The organism is Pseudoalteromonas sp. MB47 (genome assembly GCF_011319765.1).
GTDB classification, from domain to species: Bacteria; Pseudomonadota; Gammaproteobacteria; order Enterobacterales; family Alteromonadaceae; genus Pseudoalteromonas; species Pseudoalteromonas simplex.
Window position 1 is genome coordinate 93,521 of the sequence record NZ_VFBD01000009.1, and the last position, 15,752, is coordinate 109,272.

Consider the following 15,752-nt stretch of genomic DNA (forward strand, 5'->3'; position numbering starts at 1 on the left):
TACACTCAAAGTACTACTTTTTGCGGAACAGTTAAGGAGCAGCACATGGACGCAATTAAACGAATTTTAGCAGTTATAGACCCAACCAAAGAGCAGCAACATAGTTTAAGCCGCTCAATTGATCTAGCCAAAAAATCTGGCGCGACCATCACCGCTTTCCTCAGTATCTACGACTTCTCTTATGAAATGACCACTATGCTTTCTGCTGATGAGCGTGAAGCAATGCGCGAAGCCGTAATAAAAGACCGCCAAGAATGGTTAAACGAGCAGATTGCCCTTTACCCAGAGCTTACCATTGATAGCTGTGTGGTTTGGCATAACCGCCCTTACGAAGCCATTATCAATACCGTGATCAACGATGGTTTTGACCTTGTTGTCAAAGGCACCCATCAACACGACACACTTAAGTCTGTTATTTTCACCCCAACTGACTGGCACCTCATTCGTAAGTGCCCTGCTCCAGTATTGCTTGTTAAAGAAAAAGAGTGGCCGGCAAAAGGCAATATTTTAGCTGCTGTAAACGCCGTGAGTGAGAATGAACAACACCTTGAACTTAATAAACGTATTATTAATGACGCTCGTTTCATTTGTGATTTAGCCAACGCAACGCTTAACCTTGTGAATGCCTACCCAGCAACGCCAGTTAATATCGCTATTGAAATTCCTGAGTTTAACCCTGGTGTTTACAACGAATCAGTTAAAAAACATCACTTTGAATCAACGCTTTCATTAGCTGAAGGCTTTGATATTGACCAAGCTCATTGCCATATTGAAGAAGGTTTACCTGAAGATGTTATTCCTGATGTGGCTGCACGCCTCAACAGCGAATTAGTAGTGATTGGTACAGTTGGACGTACTGGCTTAAGTGCAGCGCTTGTCGGTAACACAGCAGAGCATGTTATTGATAGCCTTGACTGCGATGTATTAGCCCTAAAACCAGACGGCTATGTAAGCCCACTTGCTAAATAAGCTATTGAATAGATATTAAAAAAGCCCCTGTTTGGGGCTTTTTTATATATACAGTTTAAGAGTTTTATATATTTGTTACATCAATAAATAATGATTCATCAATGTTTGTTGATGAGACCACCGCCTCGCTAAAGTCATAGCTTTCACGATTGCCTTCTCTATCAAGTGGTAAATTTTCAAAATCAAATAAGTTTCTGTCTGCAAGCTGGCTTGGGCTAACATTTTGTAAAGACTTAAAGATACTCTCAACACGACCTGGAGTTTTCTTATCCCACTCTGTCAGCATCGCTTTGATTGATTGACGCTGCAAGTTTTCTTGTGAGCCACATAGATTACAAGGAATGATCGGGAAGTCTTTGTGCTCAGCGTATTTAATTAAATCTTTTTCACGGCAATATGACAACGGACGGATTACCACGTTACGTTCATCATCAGAGCGCAATTTTGGTGGCATCGCTTTTAGTCGTGAACCATGGAACATATTTAAGAACATTGTCTCAACGATATCATCCATGTGATGACCAAGCGCTAGTTTGGTTGCACCAATTTTTTCTGCAAATGAATAAAGTGTGCCGCGACGAAGTCGTGAACACAGACCACAGGTAGTTTTTCCCTCTGGTACTTTTTCTTTTACTACTGAGTAAGTATCTTTATCGACGATGTAATATGGAATATTTAGCGTTTCAAAGTAATCAGGCAAAATGTGCTCAGGAAAACCAGGTTGCTTCTGATCAAGGTTTACCGCAATCACTTCAAATTTAATTGGCGCTGCTTTTTGTAAATTAAGCAAAATATCTAGCATTGCAAAAGAATCTTTACCACCACTGATACATGCCATAACAACATCACCGTCTTCGATCATGTTATAATCAGTAATTGCGGTACCAACATGCCTTCTTAGACGCTTTTGAAGTTTATTAAATTCAAGAGTTTCTTTTCTAGTATCAGTTTGATTCATTTGCTCTGCTCATACAGGCTTTACTAAGCCATGTTTCATAGTAAAAAGTTCGGCGTGGATTATACGGACTTTTTGAGCGAGTTGAAATGATTAGCGTGGGATAATTAAAACGCTTCTCTCGTTGAGATACCACGTACAGCACAGCGCTTTCGGAATGAAGGTTAAGGATTCAGGTTATTTATATTTAAAACAGGTTAAGTGGTGTTTTCTGGATTTACTAAATAATTTATATGAAACAACAATTAATCTAAAACGTTCGAAGCAGCTACTTCCGCCTCGATTATGGCTCTATGCGCTTTTAAACCAATATTTGTTGAATAAAAATCTGCTGCTATTTTAAGCTCTTGTGGTGATAATAAACTAAGAATTTTAAGCTTAAAAGCCATCTTGGCGGCACTCATGTCTGTTGGCTCTGCCAATACCGATGTCCCCATCGCATTTATCAACAATTGCTTTTGACTTTCAGGTAAATCTTTTAGTGTATCTGCTAATATTTGCTTTGTATCGACCTCTATAATACCACCAAGGCCATTGAAGATTTCATCCATTTTCAATGCATTATAGAACCGTTCAAATTCTAATTCTGCATTTGGCTCAGACTGAGCCGAACACACGATAAATGGCAACGAAAACAAAATCAGCAAACAAACTCTCATTTAATTATCCTTATTTTTTAGTTTTACAACTTAGTCGAAAGCCAAATAGCAAATTTAGTGGAGTGCTTAACGACTAATCTGATTGGTGAATAATAAAGTGAACTTGAACCATTCACTTTGCCTAGGTTCTGGTGTTCAATTTCATCTTGTTGAATGCTTAGTACCGTTTGATATGCGCTTTTATTATTTTTCTCTAAATAGCTTAATTGCCATTCTAGATGATGAAGAACCGTTGATTCAACGGCTTCTGTACACACCCAAATTGCTTTACGGCCAAATAAAGCAGTAATCAAACCTAAACAATAACCACCCAAAGACCAAAACCAGATTGCGTGGCAATGCCGTACTTTATGTTCCTTTAACCAACAATCAAAAGTTTTGAAATGCTCGATTTCATGATTTAGCATTTCTTTAAGCTGTACAGAGATATCTTGATATAAAAACTTAGCGACAAATAACTGAGCCTTATAAATGCTTATCGCCCCAAATTCACCTGCATGATCAACACGCACAATTCTAGCGACTTCTTTTGAGATCATCTTAATTGCTTACTGTGCATTTATTACGGGAAGCTGTACAAGCAAGATCAGGCCAGTCATCTCTACCCCAGCAATACTTATCATTTCTAAGTGGTTTTAGATGCCAAACTACTGGCTTGCCCTTATTATCTAAACGAGTTTCATTTTCAAGCTGCACACGGACTAAATTTTTCTCTGCTGAGAGAATATTATAAACGAAGGTTTTTCTCGCTTCAGACTCAGAAATATAGCCCTGTTCGTCATATGAGATTTCTAATGTGTTGTTTTTGAAAGCTACGGTATGAAAATTAGCTTCACAAACTGGGCTATTTGTAGACTGCCATGAGCCTTGCAACTTAGTTTGCATTTCTTGGTTGATAAGTGAATGACTACTACACGCTGAACATAGCAGTAAAATAACAAAAATAGACGCTAAAGGTTTCATTAAGATGCTTTTAAGTCCCTGAAAAATTGACATTTAGCATATCGAGAATCGTAAAAATGTCCAGCGATACGCTTAATAAAAACAAAGGGCACAATAGCCATGTGCCCTTTGTTAACTTTAAGCGCTTTTAGTTTTAGCTTTTTTATTCTTTGCCAATCGTTTGGCACGTTTTATAGCCGATTTTTTCGACGCATTTTTCTGCGCAATTTTTAACACTTTAGCCTCTTTTAATTGCTTTTTTGCTGCTTTAAAGCGCTTTTTAGCATTTTCAGCTAGGTTCTCAGCTTCGCTGGCACACTCTACAGCTGCTTGTGCTTTTAGTGCTGCATCTTTTGCAAGTTCAGTGGTTCTTGCCACTTCTTTTTTACTCTTTTCAAGAATTTTTTCGAGCTTAGCAAGACGTTTCTCAAATACTGACTGTGAATTTTGCATAGTATTCTCCTTCACTGGCGTATAGACATGCGGGTAGGTTCGGTAACAATAAGCGAGTCGACACAATTTACTACATCGTGATCTTTCTCCGGGTAATCTAAACAACTTAAGAAGTGGCGCATACAGTTGATACGCCCGCGCTTTTTATCATCAGAACGAATTTGTGTCCAAGGTGCATCCTTAGTGTGGGTATGGAACATCATGGCATCTTTAGCATCACTATAATCATGCCATTTAGCCAGTGATGCCATATCAACTGGGCTTAGCTTCCATTGTTTGAGTGGGTCGTTTTGGCGCGATTTAAAACGTCTAAATTGCTCTTCTCTACTGACCGAAAACCAATATTTAAATAGCTTAATACCGCTATTCACCAACATACGCTCAAGTTGAGGTGTTTGACGCATAAACTCCAAATATTCGTGATCATCGCAAAACCCCATTACCTTCTCAACACCGGCTCGGTTATACCAAGAACGATCGAAAAGTATGATTTCACCCTTAGTAGGTAAGTGGTTAATGTAACGCTGGAAGTACCACTGATCTCGCTCTCTAGTAGTTGGCTTTTCTAAGGCTACCACGTGTGCCCCGCGAGGATTTAAATGCTCCATAAAACGCTTTATAGTGCCACCTTTAGCTGCCGCATCTCGACCTTCAAATAAAATCACAATTTGTTGTTCGGTCTCTTTTACCCAGCCTTGCATTTTTAAAAGCTCGATTTGCAATTCGTGTTTATGGCGCTCGTATTCAACTACGTCCATTTTGCGTTTATATGGGTATTTACCGTCAGCATTCCACTTTAAGCTTGGGTTTTTAACATCTAGATCAAAAACCACATCCTGTTTAGCATTGTGTTCGGATAAATTCTGCTGTTTTACTGATACAGGTTCGACATTGACTGTCTGCATAACGACTCCTATTAAACTATAACTACCTATATTGAGAACTTTATAGTTTTACTTTAAGCCAGTTATAGCTAAGTAACTTGATCTAAATCTATATTTTCATTCCTTAAAAATTCATTTAAAAATAGAAAGTTAGCACTTAATAATTAAGTAAAGATCAGGCTAGCAATATACAATCAAGTCTTTTTTCTATAATAAAAAACAATCAGAGAAAACTAATACATTCCGACTATTTCTATGTTTCAAAACACACTGAACCTTAAATACACAGCAATACAAATAGTTAGGAAAAATATGAATCAAGGGAATAATTTAGAGCAAAGAAACAGTCATAGTAATTGTACTAACTACGATGAATTTTCAATTTTGCTCATACGTCTAAATGCTGAGATAAACTTTTGAAAAAAGAAACATAAGAACTATCTGCTTCACAACGAAAAAAGGACCTAATTAAGGTCCATTTTGTCGAAGTTTAAACGCTTTTAGCCAAAATATAGTCGCTATTTAACAATCCAAGGTGTGGCGCTGATAAGCTCAGCATGACTGCTTAACACTGTGTTATCGTCTTTCCAGTCGTCTGTTACTTTTATTGAACAACGCAGCTCTTTACAGCTAACGCCATTTGCCGAGATAGCGTCTTGGCCATTAAATTTAAGTACAACACCTTGTTGTTCAGGCAGCAAAAACCACATTAATTTGCTGACAAAAAAGCCCGACAAATCAGATAACAGCTCGTCAAATTCTTCATTTAACGTATATAAGTTCGCTTTACTGAGTTCAAAATCTGCCAAATCAGTCGCTTCAATCTGTAACTTTAATTGGCATTCATGTTTAGGGTTTTCTGGTTGCACAACAATAACAGCTTTATCTGTATCTAATTGCTTATCAAAAGGTAAAAGTAACTGAGCTTTATCTGTATAAGTTAGGTCAAACTCTTGTTTTTCTGTAATTATTTTACCTGATTTAATAGTGCATACTTCGCTACTAGCAATATCAGACAAATAAAAGTTAACTTGAGCGTATTGAAACTCACCTTTATTCACGACTTTTAAACGATCATAAAAGCCATCATAAGCAATAACAAATTCAGTTGCTGCGGCTTTAGAGGAAACCGCGCTTAGCGCAACCGCAATAGTTGCAACTTTTAACCATGGAAGGAGTTTATTCATCAAAGTAAGCTCTATTTTGATTTATCATAGTGTTTAATTCATCAATATATGCTTCACGGCGCTCAGAGTATGATAACAAACCTTGTGTTAACTTGGTTGCTTCTATAGGTTTTTGCTGGCGACGTAAATCGGCACGAATTAATCGTAAATCTTTATACGCAGCATGGGTATTAATATTTTTAAAATATGAGCTTACAGCAGCACGTACCGATTTAAATGCTGTCACTTCATGGGCCGCTTCGTTAGCACGGCGACGAGGAACCATGCCACAACCCTTTTTGTAACACCATTGACCGAAAAAGTTTAAACCAATGCGTGCAAAGCGTGACGTGCCCCATGCTGATTCATTTGCTGCTTGCATTAGCGCAAGCTCTTTAGGAATGATATCAACTCGACGTAGTGCTTGGGTTAGCGATAAAGTATCAATAGTATTAGGCAACTTGTAGCTGGTAAGAATTTTTTTAATATCTGACTTTTGCTTGCTCGTAAGCGGCTCATTGTACTCAAGCATCATGCGCGCAATTTCTAGTTTAGCTCGCTGCTGTAAAATTTTTTTATTTTCGGCCTCAACATGTGGGCGAATAAAATCAAAAAAAGCATGTTTCTTTTCTTTTACATCAGTAAATGCTGCAAAGTCAGGCAGTTTTACATTATGTAATGGTTTTTCTTTTTTGATTACGCGCTGGGTTCCGGTAGGCGTGCTCTGAGTTTGTTCAGATTCTTCAACTGTCACTTCTTTTTCGATAAATGGCGAAAATAACGCCCATGCAAAAAAAGCGGTTAATAAAGCTCGAAAAACGTACTTAAGCATGTATTCTCTCAAATAAACTACTACTCATGTGCGGTTAACTCACGCACACACAAAGGCGAAGTATACCAAAGCAGATGATTTTTAGCGAATTCAGCACTATAAAACCACCCATAAAAGGGACAAACTATTGACGTAACAGTGTAGTTTGCTCGCAATTTTCAAGCGCTTGCGTATACTGAAAAGTAAGCAAACAAGGAATAGGTAGGTTATTTTTATGTGCCAATCTTGGCAAGCTCGCATTATTAATCAACAAAAATATCGTCCAAACGATAACCGCTCAGCTTGGCAGGTTGACCGCTCTAGAATCATACACGCCGCAGCATTTAGGCGTTTGCAGGCCAAAACTCAGATTATGGGTATTGGCTTAAATGATTTTTATAGAACTCGTCTTACTCATTCTTTAGAAGTTGCCCAAATTGGCAGTGGTTTATTACGCCATTTGAAAAAGCAGCACCCTGAATTTACGAATTTTCCTAGCGGTAGTTTACTCGAAACCTTATGCCTTGCTCATGATATTGGCCACCCTCCTTTTGGTCATGGTGGTGAAATAGCATTAAATTACATGATGCGCGATCATGGTGGCTTTGAAGGTAACGCGCAAACACTTAGAATTGTCTCTAAGCTTGAGCCCTATTCAAATGGCTATGGCATGAACTTAACCAGGCGCACCTTGTTAGGTTTTATTAAATATCCAGCCTTCATTGATGATTTGTGGCACAGCATTCCACCTTTGAGCGAGCAGCGTAGCTTTATTAAAGCTGACCATTGGCGACCAGCTAAGGGGTTATACACCGACGATAAAGATATTTTCGACTGGATCATGGAGCCACTGTCTAATAACGATAAAGCACTGCTGAGCAGTCATTATAAGGTTGATGAATTTAGAGCCAAAACCCACTATAAATCGATAGACTCAGCAATTATGGAATTAGCTGACGATATTGCGTATGCCGTTCACGATTTAGAAGACGCTATAGCAACAGAGGTTTTAACGTTGGCTGATTGGCAAAATCATGCCCTTGTACAACTACAAGAGCTTGACTCTGCGTGGCTAACCACTCATTTAAGCTCGATAACCGCCAGACTCTTTTCTCATCACGAGTATGAGCGTAAAGACGCCATTGGTGAGTTGGTAAACACCTTTATTATTAACGCTCAGTTAGTTGTACAAAACGCAGATTTCGAATCTGAAATATTACAATACACGGTGAGTCTTCCAGATGAATTTGCCGAAATTCTTAACGTGCTAAAACATTTTGTTTTTAAACGCTTAATTCGTGAGCCAAAGATGCAGCAAGTGGAGTTTAAAGGGCAAAACCTGCTGATTGAATTATTTAGTGCTTTTGCCAGCGACCCAATGCGCTTATTACCAGAAACAACGCAAGAAATGTGGCTAAATGCGCACCAACAAGGCGATAATGCGATGCGCATAATCTGTGATTATTTGTCAGGAATGAGTGACGAATACGCCTACAAAACCTATCAGCGTTTGTTTTTGCCCTCTGCTTAAGTAATTTTTGAACACTATTTGATAGTGTTCTAAAATCAAGCAGGTTATTAATAAATAATCGCACTTCTTTAGATGCATTCTATTTAACATGGATTGAAATAATGCTCAAAAAATACCTGCTCATTAGTGCAGCTGTTGCAAGTTCATTTGCTTGCTATAGCACAGAAACACTTCCAGATCCGCTTCTCGAAGAGCGCGGCATAATAATTAAAGATGCAACCCACTTTGATTGGGTGCGACTTAATTCTGGCGAATGGCTCAAAGGCGAGCTTGTCTCTTTGTACGACAAAGAAGTTGAGTTTGACAGCGACATTCTTGATACATTAATGATTGATCGCGAAGATATTTATATGATTATTTCAGATCGCCATCATACGGTTCGCTTTAACGATGGCAACGAGCTCAGTGGTACACTTAATATATCGGGCGGTTATGTAAAAGTTGGCGAACAAGAAGCTAAATACCGTTATCGCGATTTAGTCTCAATTGCTCCCTCAGTTGAAAGCGAACTTAGTGCATGGACTGTAAAGTTATCCATGGGTGCAGATTTGGCCCGTGGAAATACTGACCAAACTGAATATTCTATTAAAGCTGACATAAAGCGCCGTACTGCTTCAAGTCGATTTTTATCTGAGATTTTAGGCTATCGCACTACCAGTGATGATCAAATTACTAAAAACAATATTCGTGCTAACGGTACATTTGACTGGTTTTACACACAAAAAATGTATTATCGCCCTATTTTCTTCGAATACTATCGTGACCCGTTCCAAAATATCGCCAATAAATACACTGTCGGCGCCGGTGTTGGTTATTATGTGATAGATACCGACAAAACAGAATGGGATTTTACAGCGGGGCCTGCTTATCAAAAAACCCAATTTGACACTGTAGCAGCTGGAGAAGATAAGAGTAACTCATCAATGTCTTGGTTTATTTCTACAAATTATGAGTTAGAAATCACTAAGAAAATCGATTTTTCATTAAATTATCGCTACCTAACTGCAAGCAGTGATGCTGGCGGTGACTCACAATATGCTTTGGCTGCGTTTGAATTTGAAATCACAGATGATATCGATTTTGATGTGTCATTAGTTTGGGATTACCTTGCCGACCCGATTGCCGATGAAAACGGTGTAGTACCAGAAAAAGAAGATTACAAAATGATTTTCGCATTGGGTATCGATTTATAATATCAATTCGCTTGATCGATACAAAAACGCCGAGCTAAGCTCGGCGTTTTTAATTTTAGTTAAGTAATATATACATTACCTTATAGCGATTTAACACCCATGTTGTATAGGGTAAAACCATAAATATCAGCGTATTGATCGATGATCTTACTTGTTGGTGTTCCTGCACCATGACCTGCATTTGTTTCAATGCGAATAAGATACGGATTTTGTTTCGCACCTTTTTCTTGTAGCTCTGCTGCAAACTTAAATGAATGCGCAGGCACAACACGGTCATCATGATCCCCTGTTGTCACTAAGGTTGCAGGGTAGCTAACACCTTCTTTTACATTGTGAACTGGTGAGTAGCCTTTTAAGTAATCAAACATTTCTTTACTTTGTTCACTCGTACCGTAGTCATACGCCCAACCAGCACCGGCTGTAAAGGTGTGGTAACGCAGCATATCTAAAACACCTACAGCAGGAAGCGCAACTTTAAATAGCTCAGGGCGCTGTGTCATAACCGCACCAACTAATAAGCCACCATTTGAGCCACCACGTACCGCTAAGTAATCAGGTGAGCTGTATTGTTTTTTGTTTAAGTACTCAGCCGCAGCAATAAAGTCATCAAATACATTTTGTTTCTTAAGCTGTGTACCATTTACATGCCATTCTTTACCGTATTCGCCACCACCACGAATATTAGCAACAGCATAGATGCCACCGTGCTCAAGCCACGCCGCTACTGTAGGGCTATAACTTGGTGTTAGACTTACGTTAAAGCCACCATAGCCATATAAAATAGTCGGATTTTTACCGTTAAGCTCAGTGCCTTTTTTGTACGAAATAATCATCGGAACTTTGGTGCCATCTTTTGATGTATAGAACACTTGTTCAGAGATATATTCTTCGCTATTAAATTTAGCGCCCGACTTGCGGTACACTTCAGACTTACCTGATTCAACATCAAACGAATAGGTATTGCCTGGTGTAGTGTAATTCGTAAATGAGTAATACAGTGTTTGTGCATCGTGCTTGCCACTAAAGCCATATGCAGTACCTACACCTGGCAGGCTAATGTCACGCACCAATTTACCTGATTTATCGTATTGTTTTACTTGCGAAATCGCATCAACCATATACTTAGCAAAGAAGTAGTCACCGCCTTTCGAAATGCTAAGTACATTGTCAGTTTCAGGGATTAAATCTTGCCAATTTTCAGGGCTTGGATCAGTTGCATCAACAGTCACTACACGCATATTGGGTGCGTTTAAGTTAGTCACCAAATACAGTTTTGAGCCGTCATTATCAATAATTGAGGTATCTGAGTCAGTGTTATCTAAAATCGTCACTAGCTCGCTGTCAGGCTTAGTTAAATCTTTGATAAACAGTTTATTACCTGAAGTTGAAGTACTTGCAGCAATAATTAAATAACGATTATCACGGGTCACTTCCGCACCAATATAACGATGTTTCTGTGCCTCTGTGCCGCCATAAATTAATTGGTCGTCCGCTTGTGATGTACCTAACTTATGGTAGTAAACTTTATGTTGATCTGTTTTTGCAGACAGCTCACTACCCTTAGGCTTATCGTAGCTCGAATAATAGAAACCTTCGTTGCCAAGCCAAGAGATACCACTGAATTTTACATCGACTAATGCTTCTTCAATTGGTTGTTTAGTCGCAGTATCAATAATGATAATTTTACGCCAGTCACTGCCGCCTTCAGAGATTTGATAAGCCGCTAGCGTGCCGTCCTCTGTGAATGTTAAGCCCGACATTGAGGTTGTGCCGTCGCTACTGAAAGTATTTGGATCTAAGAATACCTCAGCTTCAGAGTCGCCTTTTTTACGATAAACTACGTACTGATTTTGCAGACCATCGTTTTTATAAAAGTAGGTGTACTCACCCTCTTTAAATGGCGCTGTGACTTTTTCGTAGTTCATCAACTTTTCAAGCGTAGTTTTTAGCTCATCGCGATACGGAATATTTTTTAGATAAGAAAAGGTAACGTCATTTTCGGCTTTCACCCACTGGGCTGTTTCGTCGCTCATATCGTCTTCTAACCAACGGTATGGATCGGCTACTTTTTCACCGAAGTACTCGTCAACAACATTGCCTTTTTTAGTTTCTGGATATTTCACAGCAGCTTTAACCTCTGCAGTTTTCACTGTTTGTTCTGTTTTTGTTGGGGTAGATTCACCGCAGCCCGCCAATGCAACAACAATCGCACATGCTAGTGTTTTCTTGATCATAATAAATTTACTTTTAGTTATTGTTAATAAAATGAAAGTAAAATTAAAGCATTAGAATGTCTAGTAATTTGCGGTTAAACACCGGAAGTGCTGTAAACCAATGTAAAAACAAAAAAGCCACGTAGTAACGTGGCTCTTCAAAGCATGTATTTGCTCAGCGATTATACTTTTGTTAACCAGCCATGAGTATCTGCTGATTTACCCCATTGAATATCATTCAATGCTTGGCGTAATTTTGCGACTTTTTCACCCGGCTCACCCGACCCCACTTTAAACTCTTGGTTGTTATGAATAAGTGTGCCAACCGAAGTAAGTACCGCAGCAGTACCTGATAACGCAGCTTCAGTACCTGGTTTAGCGGCTCTTTCTAGTAACTCAGACACAGTAAAGTTACGCTCAGATACTGTCATACCTAAATCTTTAGCAATCGTTAAAATACTATTACGTGTTACACCGTGTAAGAATGTGCTATCAAGTGCTTTTGTGATGATTTCATCACCATCAATTAGAATGAAGTTTGCAGCACCCGTTTCTTGTACATCACCACCAGGGCAGAATAAAATTTGGTCTGCTTGATGCTCTGAGCGAGCTTCTAAGATTGGACCTAATGCACTTGCATAGTTACCACCACTTTTAACCATACCCATGTGTGGTGCACAGCGCATGCCGTCTTCTTCAAGTAATACACGTAATGCTGTAGCACCGCCTGAGAAATAATCACCTACTGGCGAAAGCAATACATAAAGCAAGGAACTCATTGACGGTGCAGCCGCTTTACCGATTGCCGCTTCTGTACCAATGTGAGTTGGGCGAATATACATTGAACCCGGCGGTGTTGGTGTTTCGTCTGCGTACTCTTTTACAATGTCTTTGATCATTTGCTCAAGCATGCTTTCGTCAAAGTCAGGTAAGTTTAGTAACTTAGAGCTTTGTTTCATACGAGCAATGTTAGCATCCATACGAAAGATATAGACCGAGCCATCTTCGTGACGAAATGCTTTTAATCCTTCAAAACAGGTGCTTGAATAATGTAATACGTGAGCACCCGCATGTAATTCGATTTTATCAGATGGGACCAGCGCGCTTTCACTCCATGAGTTATCAGCAAAACGTGCTTGGATCATTTGTGGCATAAATACAGTACCAAATGCGGCCATTGTTGTTCTCTCTTGTTTGGACTACTTTTACCCCATTGTATGCTAATCCATCCCCGTTTAACCATAGCAAACTAGTGCCTTTTATCGATTAAAGTGATAATAATCCGACCATTTGGTACAAAAAATGCGCAACCCAAGTTGCGCATTGTTTACTGAGAATCATTCGCTAACAAATGACAATGGATTATCGGTAATTCATTTTTGCTGTGAGGCGATTAAAAAAGCCCGGGAAAAAACGCTTGATAGTCGGTGCTAAACCACTTATTCCCTCACCAATAACAACTTCATCTTTCTCTGCTTCAATGGCTTTAATCATTTTTGCAGCCGCTTTTGCCACATCCATGCCGTTTTCGATTGATTGTTCTGGTTTATTTTGCGGTTTACCTTGGCCATCTAACGAATTATGCGCAATGGCTGTTTTAATTGAACCTGGGCAAATAGTCAGGCAATTCACATTTTTGTCGGCTAGTTCTGCTCTTAAGCAATCCATAAATCCCACAACTGCATACTTAGAGCCCGAATAACCAGTTCTGAATTTTGAACCGACTTTACCCGCTACACTGCTAATTGATACCACCATGCCCATACCTTGCTTCACCATCTGTGGTACGACCGCCTTAGTTAAAGCAATTAAACCAAAATAGTTTACTTCCATCAGTTGGCGATAGACCGTAAATTCGTTTTCTAAAAATAGACTACGCTGCGACACCCCACCGTTATTGATAAGCACATCAATGCGGCCAATTCGCTCGATCACTGCTGGTATATCTTCAAGTAAGGCTTCGGGCTTTGCCAAATCAAGAGCGACCACATGATGATTACCGCCGAGTCTTGTATTAAGAGCGTTGAGTTTTTCCTCATTGCGGGCAGACAATACTAGCGTTGCCCCTTTTGCTGCCAGTTGCTCACAAAGTGCCTCACCAATTCCAGATGATGCCCCAGTTACCCAAACTGTTTTACCATTTAATTGCATGTGTGTTCCTTATTATTGTTGTTATGCTTTGTTAGGCCCTGCATTTTGTTCGATATGATCAGCAATATCTTTATAAAAACCAAGCATAATCAAGAACTCTGCTAATACAAATAACGGGCCTATGACCAAACCAATTAAATCATCAACAAAGGCAGGCTTTTTACCTTCAAAATAGTGACCAATAAACTGAAACACCCAACCAACAATGAAACTGCCAATGCTCACAGCTAGCCATAACTCTGTTGAAAGCGACACCACAGGCTCAGCAGCAATGCTTAACAAACTTAAGCATACAGCCATAATTAACCCCATAGATAAGCTAAGCATTAAGTAATAAAGACAGGTGAGTGCAATCACCACGGTTGCCAAGGAGATAACGGCAGGCTCTGAGATAAGCGTGACGCGTTGTAATAAACAAATAATTGCAAACACAATTAATGGAATGCCAATAAAGTGAGTGACAATATTGCGTTTAGAACGGTGATATAGGGCGTAATTTGTCAGTTGTTGTTTTAATGTTTTCATTGTTTTTCCTGCCAAAACTGTGTTCAAAATTCAGATTAGCAGAAAATTCACCAACAAGAATGTCAACTAGCCGACATTTAAAGTTGCTAGCTTAAAATCACACATTAAACCAGCGCATCAATAACTTTGCCTTTTTCAGCTTCTGGTCGCATATCCATGCGTTCGCGACCTTTTTGATACTCTTCATCGAGCATCGCTTGCAGCTCATTCATTTTTTCTTGCAGTGCTTTAGTATCGGCACCTTGTTGTTGCATTTGTTCAGCAAGCTTCTCTATTTGCGCTTTTATTTCATCAATTTTCTCTTTATCAACCCCGAGCCGCTGATAAACCAAAGCTTCTTGAGCTTGTGCTAAAAAAGAGCTGGGCTCAGGCTGCCTTTGTAAAAGTTGTTGTGCTGAAGATGCTGGCGTATGCATGGCTTTCACACCCTCAGTGCGAGCCGTTTGCGACAGCTTAGCAGCAGCCGAAGCGTGATAAGGGTTATATTGATTATGAAATGTAATTGCCACAAGTTGTCTTCCATTTAAGCTTGATTACGACTTTGTAGCAATTTTAGTTCCAAGCTAGCATTGAGATTGCAATTTATCGATATCAATAATTTCAATCGTTTGATATTTAAGGTTAATAATTGAATCAGCTTGCAGGGATTGTAATATTTGGTTAATGGTTTGCCGTGTTAAATAGGTCATATCGGCAAGTTGTTGCTGGGTAAGCGGCAAACAGCTTTGGTGTGACGATTGAAAAAGCATGCACAACCGCTTACTCACCTTTTGCTTTGCTGTAAGGAGTGCGTGATCTTCTAATGAGTCAAACAGGTTTCGCACTTTATTGGTAAGCAGCAGACCAAAATCATGCCAATAAGCAGGATGCTCTTGTAATAACTGAGTTAATGCCCGCTCAGGTACGTGTAAAAGTCGTACCGCAGTTTGAGCATACACATCGTGGGTGCGTTTACCACCATCAAACAAAGCCACTTCACCAAACCACATAGCACCGGTTACAAAACTGAGCACGGCTTCTTTGCCTTGGCTATTGACCCCAGAAACTCTAAGCACACCATTAATAACACAATACAGACCGGTATTTTCATCACCACGCAAAAACAATGCATCACCCGCATTTAAGGTGATTAATTTAGCATTTTTTACTAGCTTGTCCCTAAATAATTGTGTGCGATTTTTAAACCATTTGTCTTGGTTAATTACCGAAAGGTCTTGTTCATTCAAGTGTTTATCCTTTACATTGGTGTAGTGTGCATATATCCAAGCCACCTCAAAATGCAGAATTCAGCGTTTCACAG

16 protein-coding genes and 1 pseudogene are annotated in these 15,752 nt (G+C 39.3%); 3 read left to right on the forward strand and 14 right to left on the reverse strand.

Features of this window, described 5'->3' with window-relative positions; all coding sequences use genetic code 11:
- Nucleotides 1-45 precede the first annotated feature (45 nt).
- Nucleotides 46-969, forward strand: coding sequence for a universal stress protein UspE (gene uspE, locus IMPJCBKJ_RS06195; RefSeq protein ID WP_054553049.1), 924 nt, complete (start codon nt 46-48; stop codon nt 967-969).
- Nucleotides 970-1,033: 64 nt separating this feature from the next.
- Here uspE and ttcA read toward each other — a convergent pair whose 3' ends face one another.
- The 8 genes from ttcA to IMPJCBKJ_RS06235 all read right to left on the reverse strand — a co-directional run bounded on the left by ttcA (nt 1,034) and on the right by IMPJCBKJ_RS06235 (nt 6,860).
- Nucleotides 1,034-1,927: a tRNA 2-thiocytidine(32) synthetase TtcA gene (gene ttcA / locus IMPJCBKJ_RS06200; protein ID WP_054553048.1), complete on the reverse strand. Its 894-nt coding sequence runs from the start codon at nt 1,925-1,927 to the stop codon at nt 1,034-1,036.
- A 242-nt stretch (nt 1,928-2,169) separates the two neighbouring features.
- Nucleotides 2,170-2,583 (reverse strand): hypothetical protein, encoded by a 414-nt coding sequence (locus IMPJCBKJ_RS06205; RefSeq protein WP_166339351.1) that lies wholly within the window; start codon nt 2,581-2,583, stop codon nt 2,170-2,172.
- A 23-nt stretch (nt 2,584-2,606) separates the two neighbouring features.
- Nucleotides 2,607-3,122 (reverse strand): demethoxyubiquinone hydroxylase family protein, encoded by a 516-nt coding sequence (locus IMPJCBKJ_RS06210; RefSeq protein ID WP_054553046.1) that lies wholly within the window; start codon nt 3,120-3,122, stop codon nt 2,607-2,609.
- A gap of 1 nt (nt 3,123) precedes the next feature.
- The gene (locus IMPJCBKJ_RS06215; protein ID WP_166339353.1) at nt 3,124-3,546 is read right to left on the reverse strand and encodes a hypothetical protein; all 423 of its coding nucleotides are present in this window, start codon (nt 3,544-3,546) and stop codon (nt 3,124-3,126) included.
- Nucleotides 3,547-3,663: 117 nt separating this feature from the next.
- Nucleotides 3,664-3,978, reverse strand: coding sequence for a hypothetical protein (locus tag IMPJCBKJ_RS06220; protein WP_054553044.1), 315 nt, complete (start codon nt 3,976-3,978; stop codon nt 3,664-3,666).
- A gap of 11 nt (nt 3,979-3,989) precedes the next feature.
- A complete protein-coding gene (gene ppk2, locus IMPJCBKJ_RS06225; protein ID WP_166339355.1) occupies nt 3,990-4,883 on the reverse strand; it encodes a polyphosphate kinase 2 in 894 nt (297 codons plus the stop codon).
- 497 nt (nt 4,884-5,380) lie between these two features.
- The gene (locus tag IMPJCBKJ_RS06230; protein WP_166339357.1) at nt 5,381-6,049 is read right to left on the reverse strand and encodes a DUF2987 domain-containing protein; all 669 of its coding nucleotides are present in this window, start codon (nt 6,047-6,049) and stop codon (nt 5,381-5,383) included.
- Complete coding sequence (locus IMPJCBKJ_RS06235) at nt 6,042-6,860, reverse strand: glucosaminidase domain-containing protein (protein WP_054553042.1); 819 nt, start codon at nt 6,858-6,860, stop codon at nt 6,042-6,044. The genes IMPJCBKJ_RS06230 and IMPJCBKJ_RS06235 overlap by 8 nt, the downstream gene beginning before the upstream one ends.
- A 214-nt stretch (nt 6,861-7,074) precedes the next feature.
- Between IMPJCBKJ_RS06235 and IMPJCBKJ_RS06240 the strand changes: the two genes are divergently transcribed.
- On the forward strand, nt 7,075-8,370 hold the full coding sequence (locus IMPJCBKJ_RS06240) for an anti-phage deoxyguanosine triphosphatase (protein WP_138602443.1): 1,296 nt from the start codon (nt 7,075-7,077) through the stop codon (nt 8,368-8,370).
- A 101-nt stretch (nt 8,371-8,471) separates the two neighbouring features.
- Entirely contained in the window at nt 8,472-9,563 is a 1,092-nt protein-coding gene (locus IMPJCBKJ_RS06245) for a DUF481 domain-containing protein (RefSeq protein ID WP_138602440.1), read from the forward strand.
- An 80-nt stretch (nt 9,564-9,643) separates the two neighbouring features.
- Here IMPJCBKJ_RS06245 and IMPJCBKJ_RS06250 read toward each other — a convergent pair whose 3' ends face one another.
- The 6 genes and pseudogenes from IMPJCBKJ_RS06250 to IMPJCBKJ_RS06275 all read right to left on the reverse strand — a co-directional run bounded on the left by IMPJCBKJ_RS06250 (nt 9,644) and on the right by IMPJCBKJ_RS06275 (nt 15,678).
- Nucleotides 9,644-11,797 (reverse strand): prolyl oligopeptidase family serine peptidase, encoded by a 2,154-nt coding sequence (locus IMPJCBKJ_RS06250; protein WP_166339359.1) that lies wholly within the window; start codon nt 11,795-11,797, stop codon nt 9,644-9,646.
- Nucleotides 11,798-11,958: 161 nt separating this feature from the next.
- Nucleotides 11,959-12,960, reverse strand: a pseudogene (locus IMPJCBKJ_RS06255) (branched-chain amino acid aminotransferase); the annotation flags it as partial.
- Between the two features lie 178 nt (nt 12,961-13,138).
- Nucleotides 13,139-13,927, reverse strand: a complete 789-nt coding sequence (locus tag IMPJCBKJ_RS06260; RefSeq protein WP_166339363.1) for an SDR family oxidoreductase — start codon at nt 13,925-13,927, stop codon at nt 13,139-13,141.
- A gap of 21 nt (nt 13,928-13,948) precedes the next feature.
- On the reverse strand, nt 13,949-14,452 hold the full coding sequence (locus IMPJCBKJ_RS06265) for an Mpo1-like protein (RefSeq protein ID WP_166339365.1): 504 nt from the start codon (nt 14,450-14,452) through the stop codon (nt 13,949-13,951).
- A 104-nt stretch (nt 14,453-14,556) separates the two neighbouring features.
- The gene (locus IMPJCBKJ_RS06270; RefSeq protein WP_166339367.1) at nt 14,557-14,961 is read right to left on the reverse strand and encodes a V-type ATPase 116kDa subunit family protein; all 405 of its coding nucleotides are present in this window, start codon (nt 14,959-14,961) and stop codon (nt 14,557-14,559) included.
- A gap of 54 nt (nt 14,962-15,015) precedes the next feature.
- Entirely contained in the window at nt 15,016-15,678 is a 663-nt protein-coding gene (locus IMPJCBKJ_RS06275) for a Crp/Fnr family transcriptional regulator (RefSeq protein ID WP_166339369.1), read from the reverse strand.
- Nucleotides 15,679-15,752 lie beyond the last annotated feature (74 nt).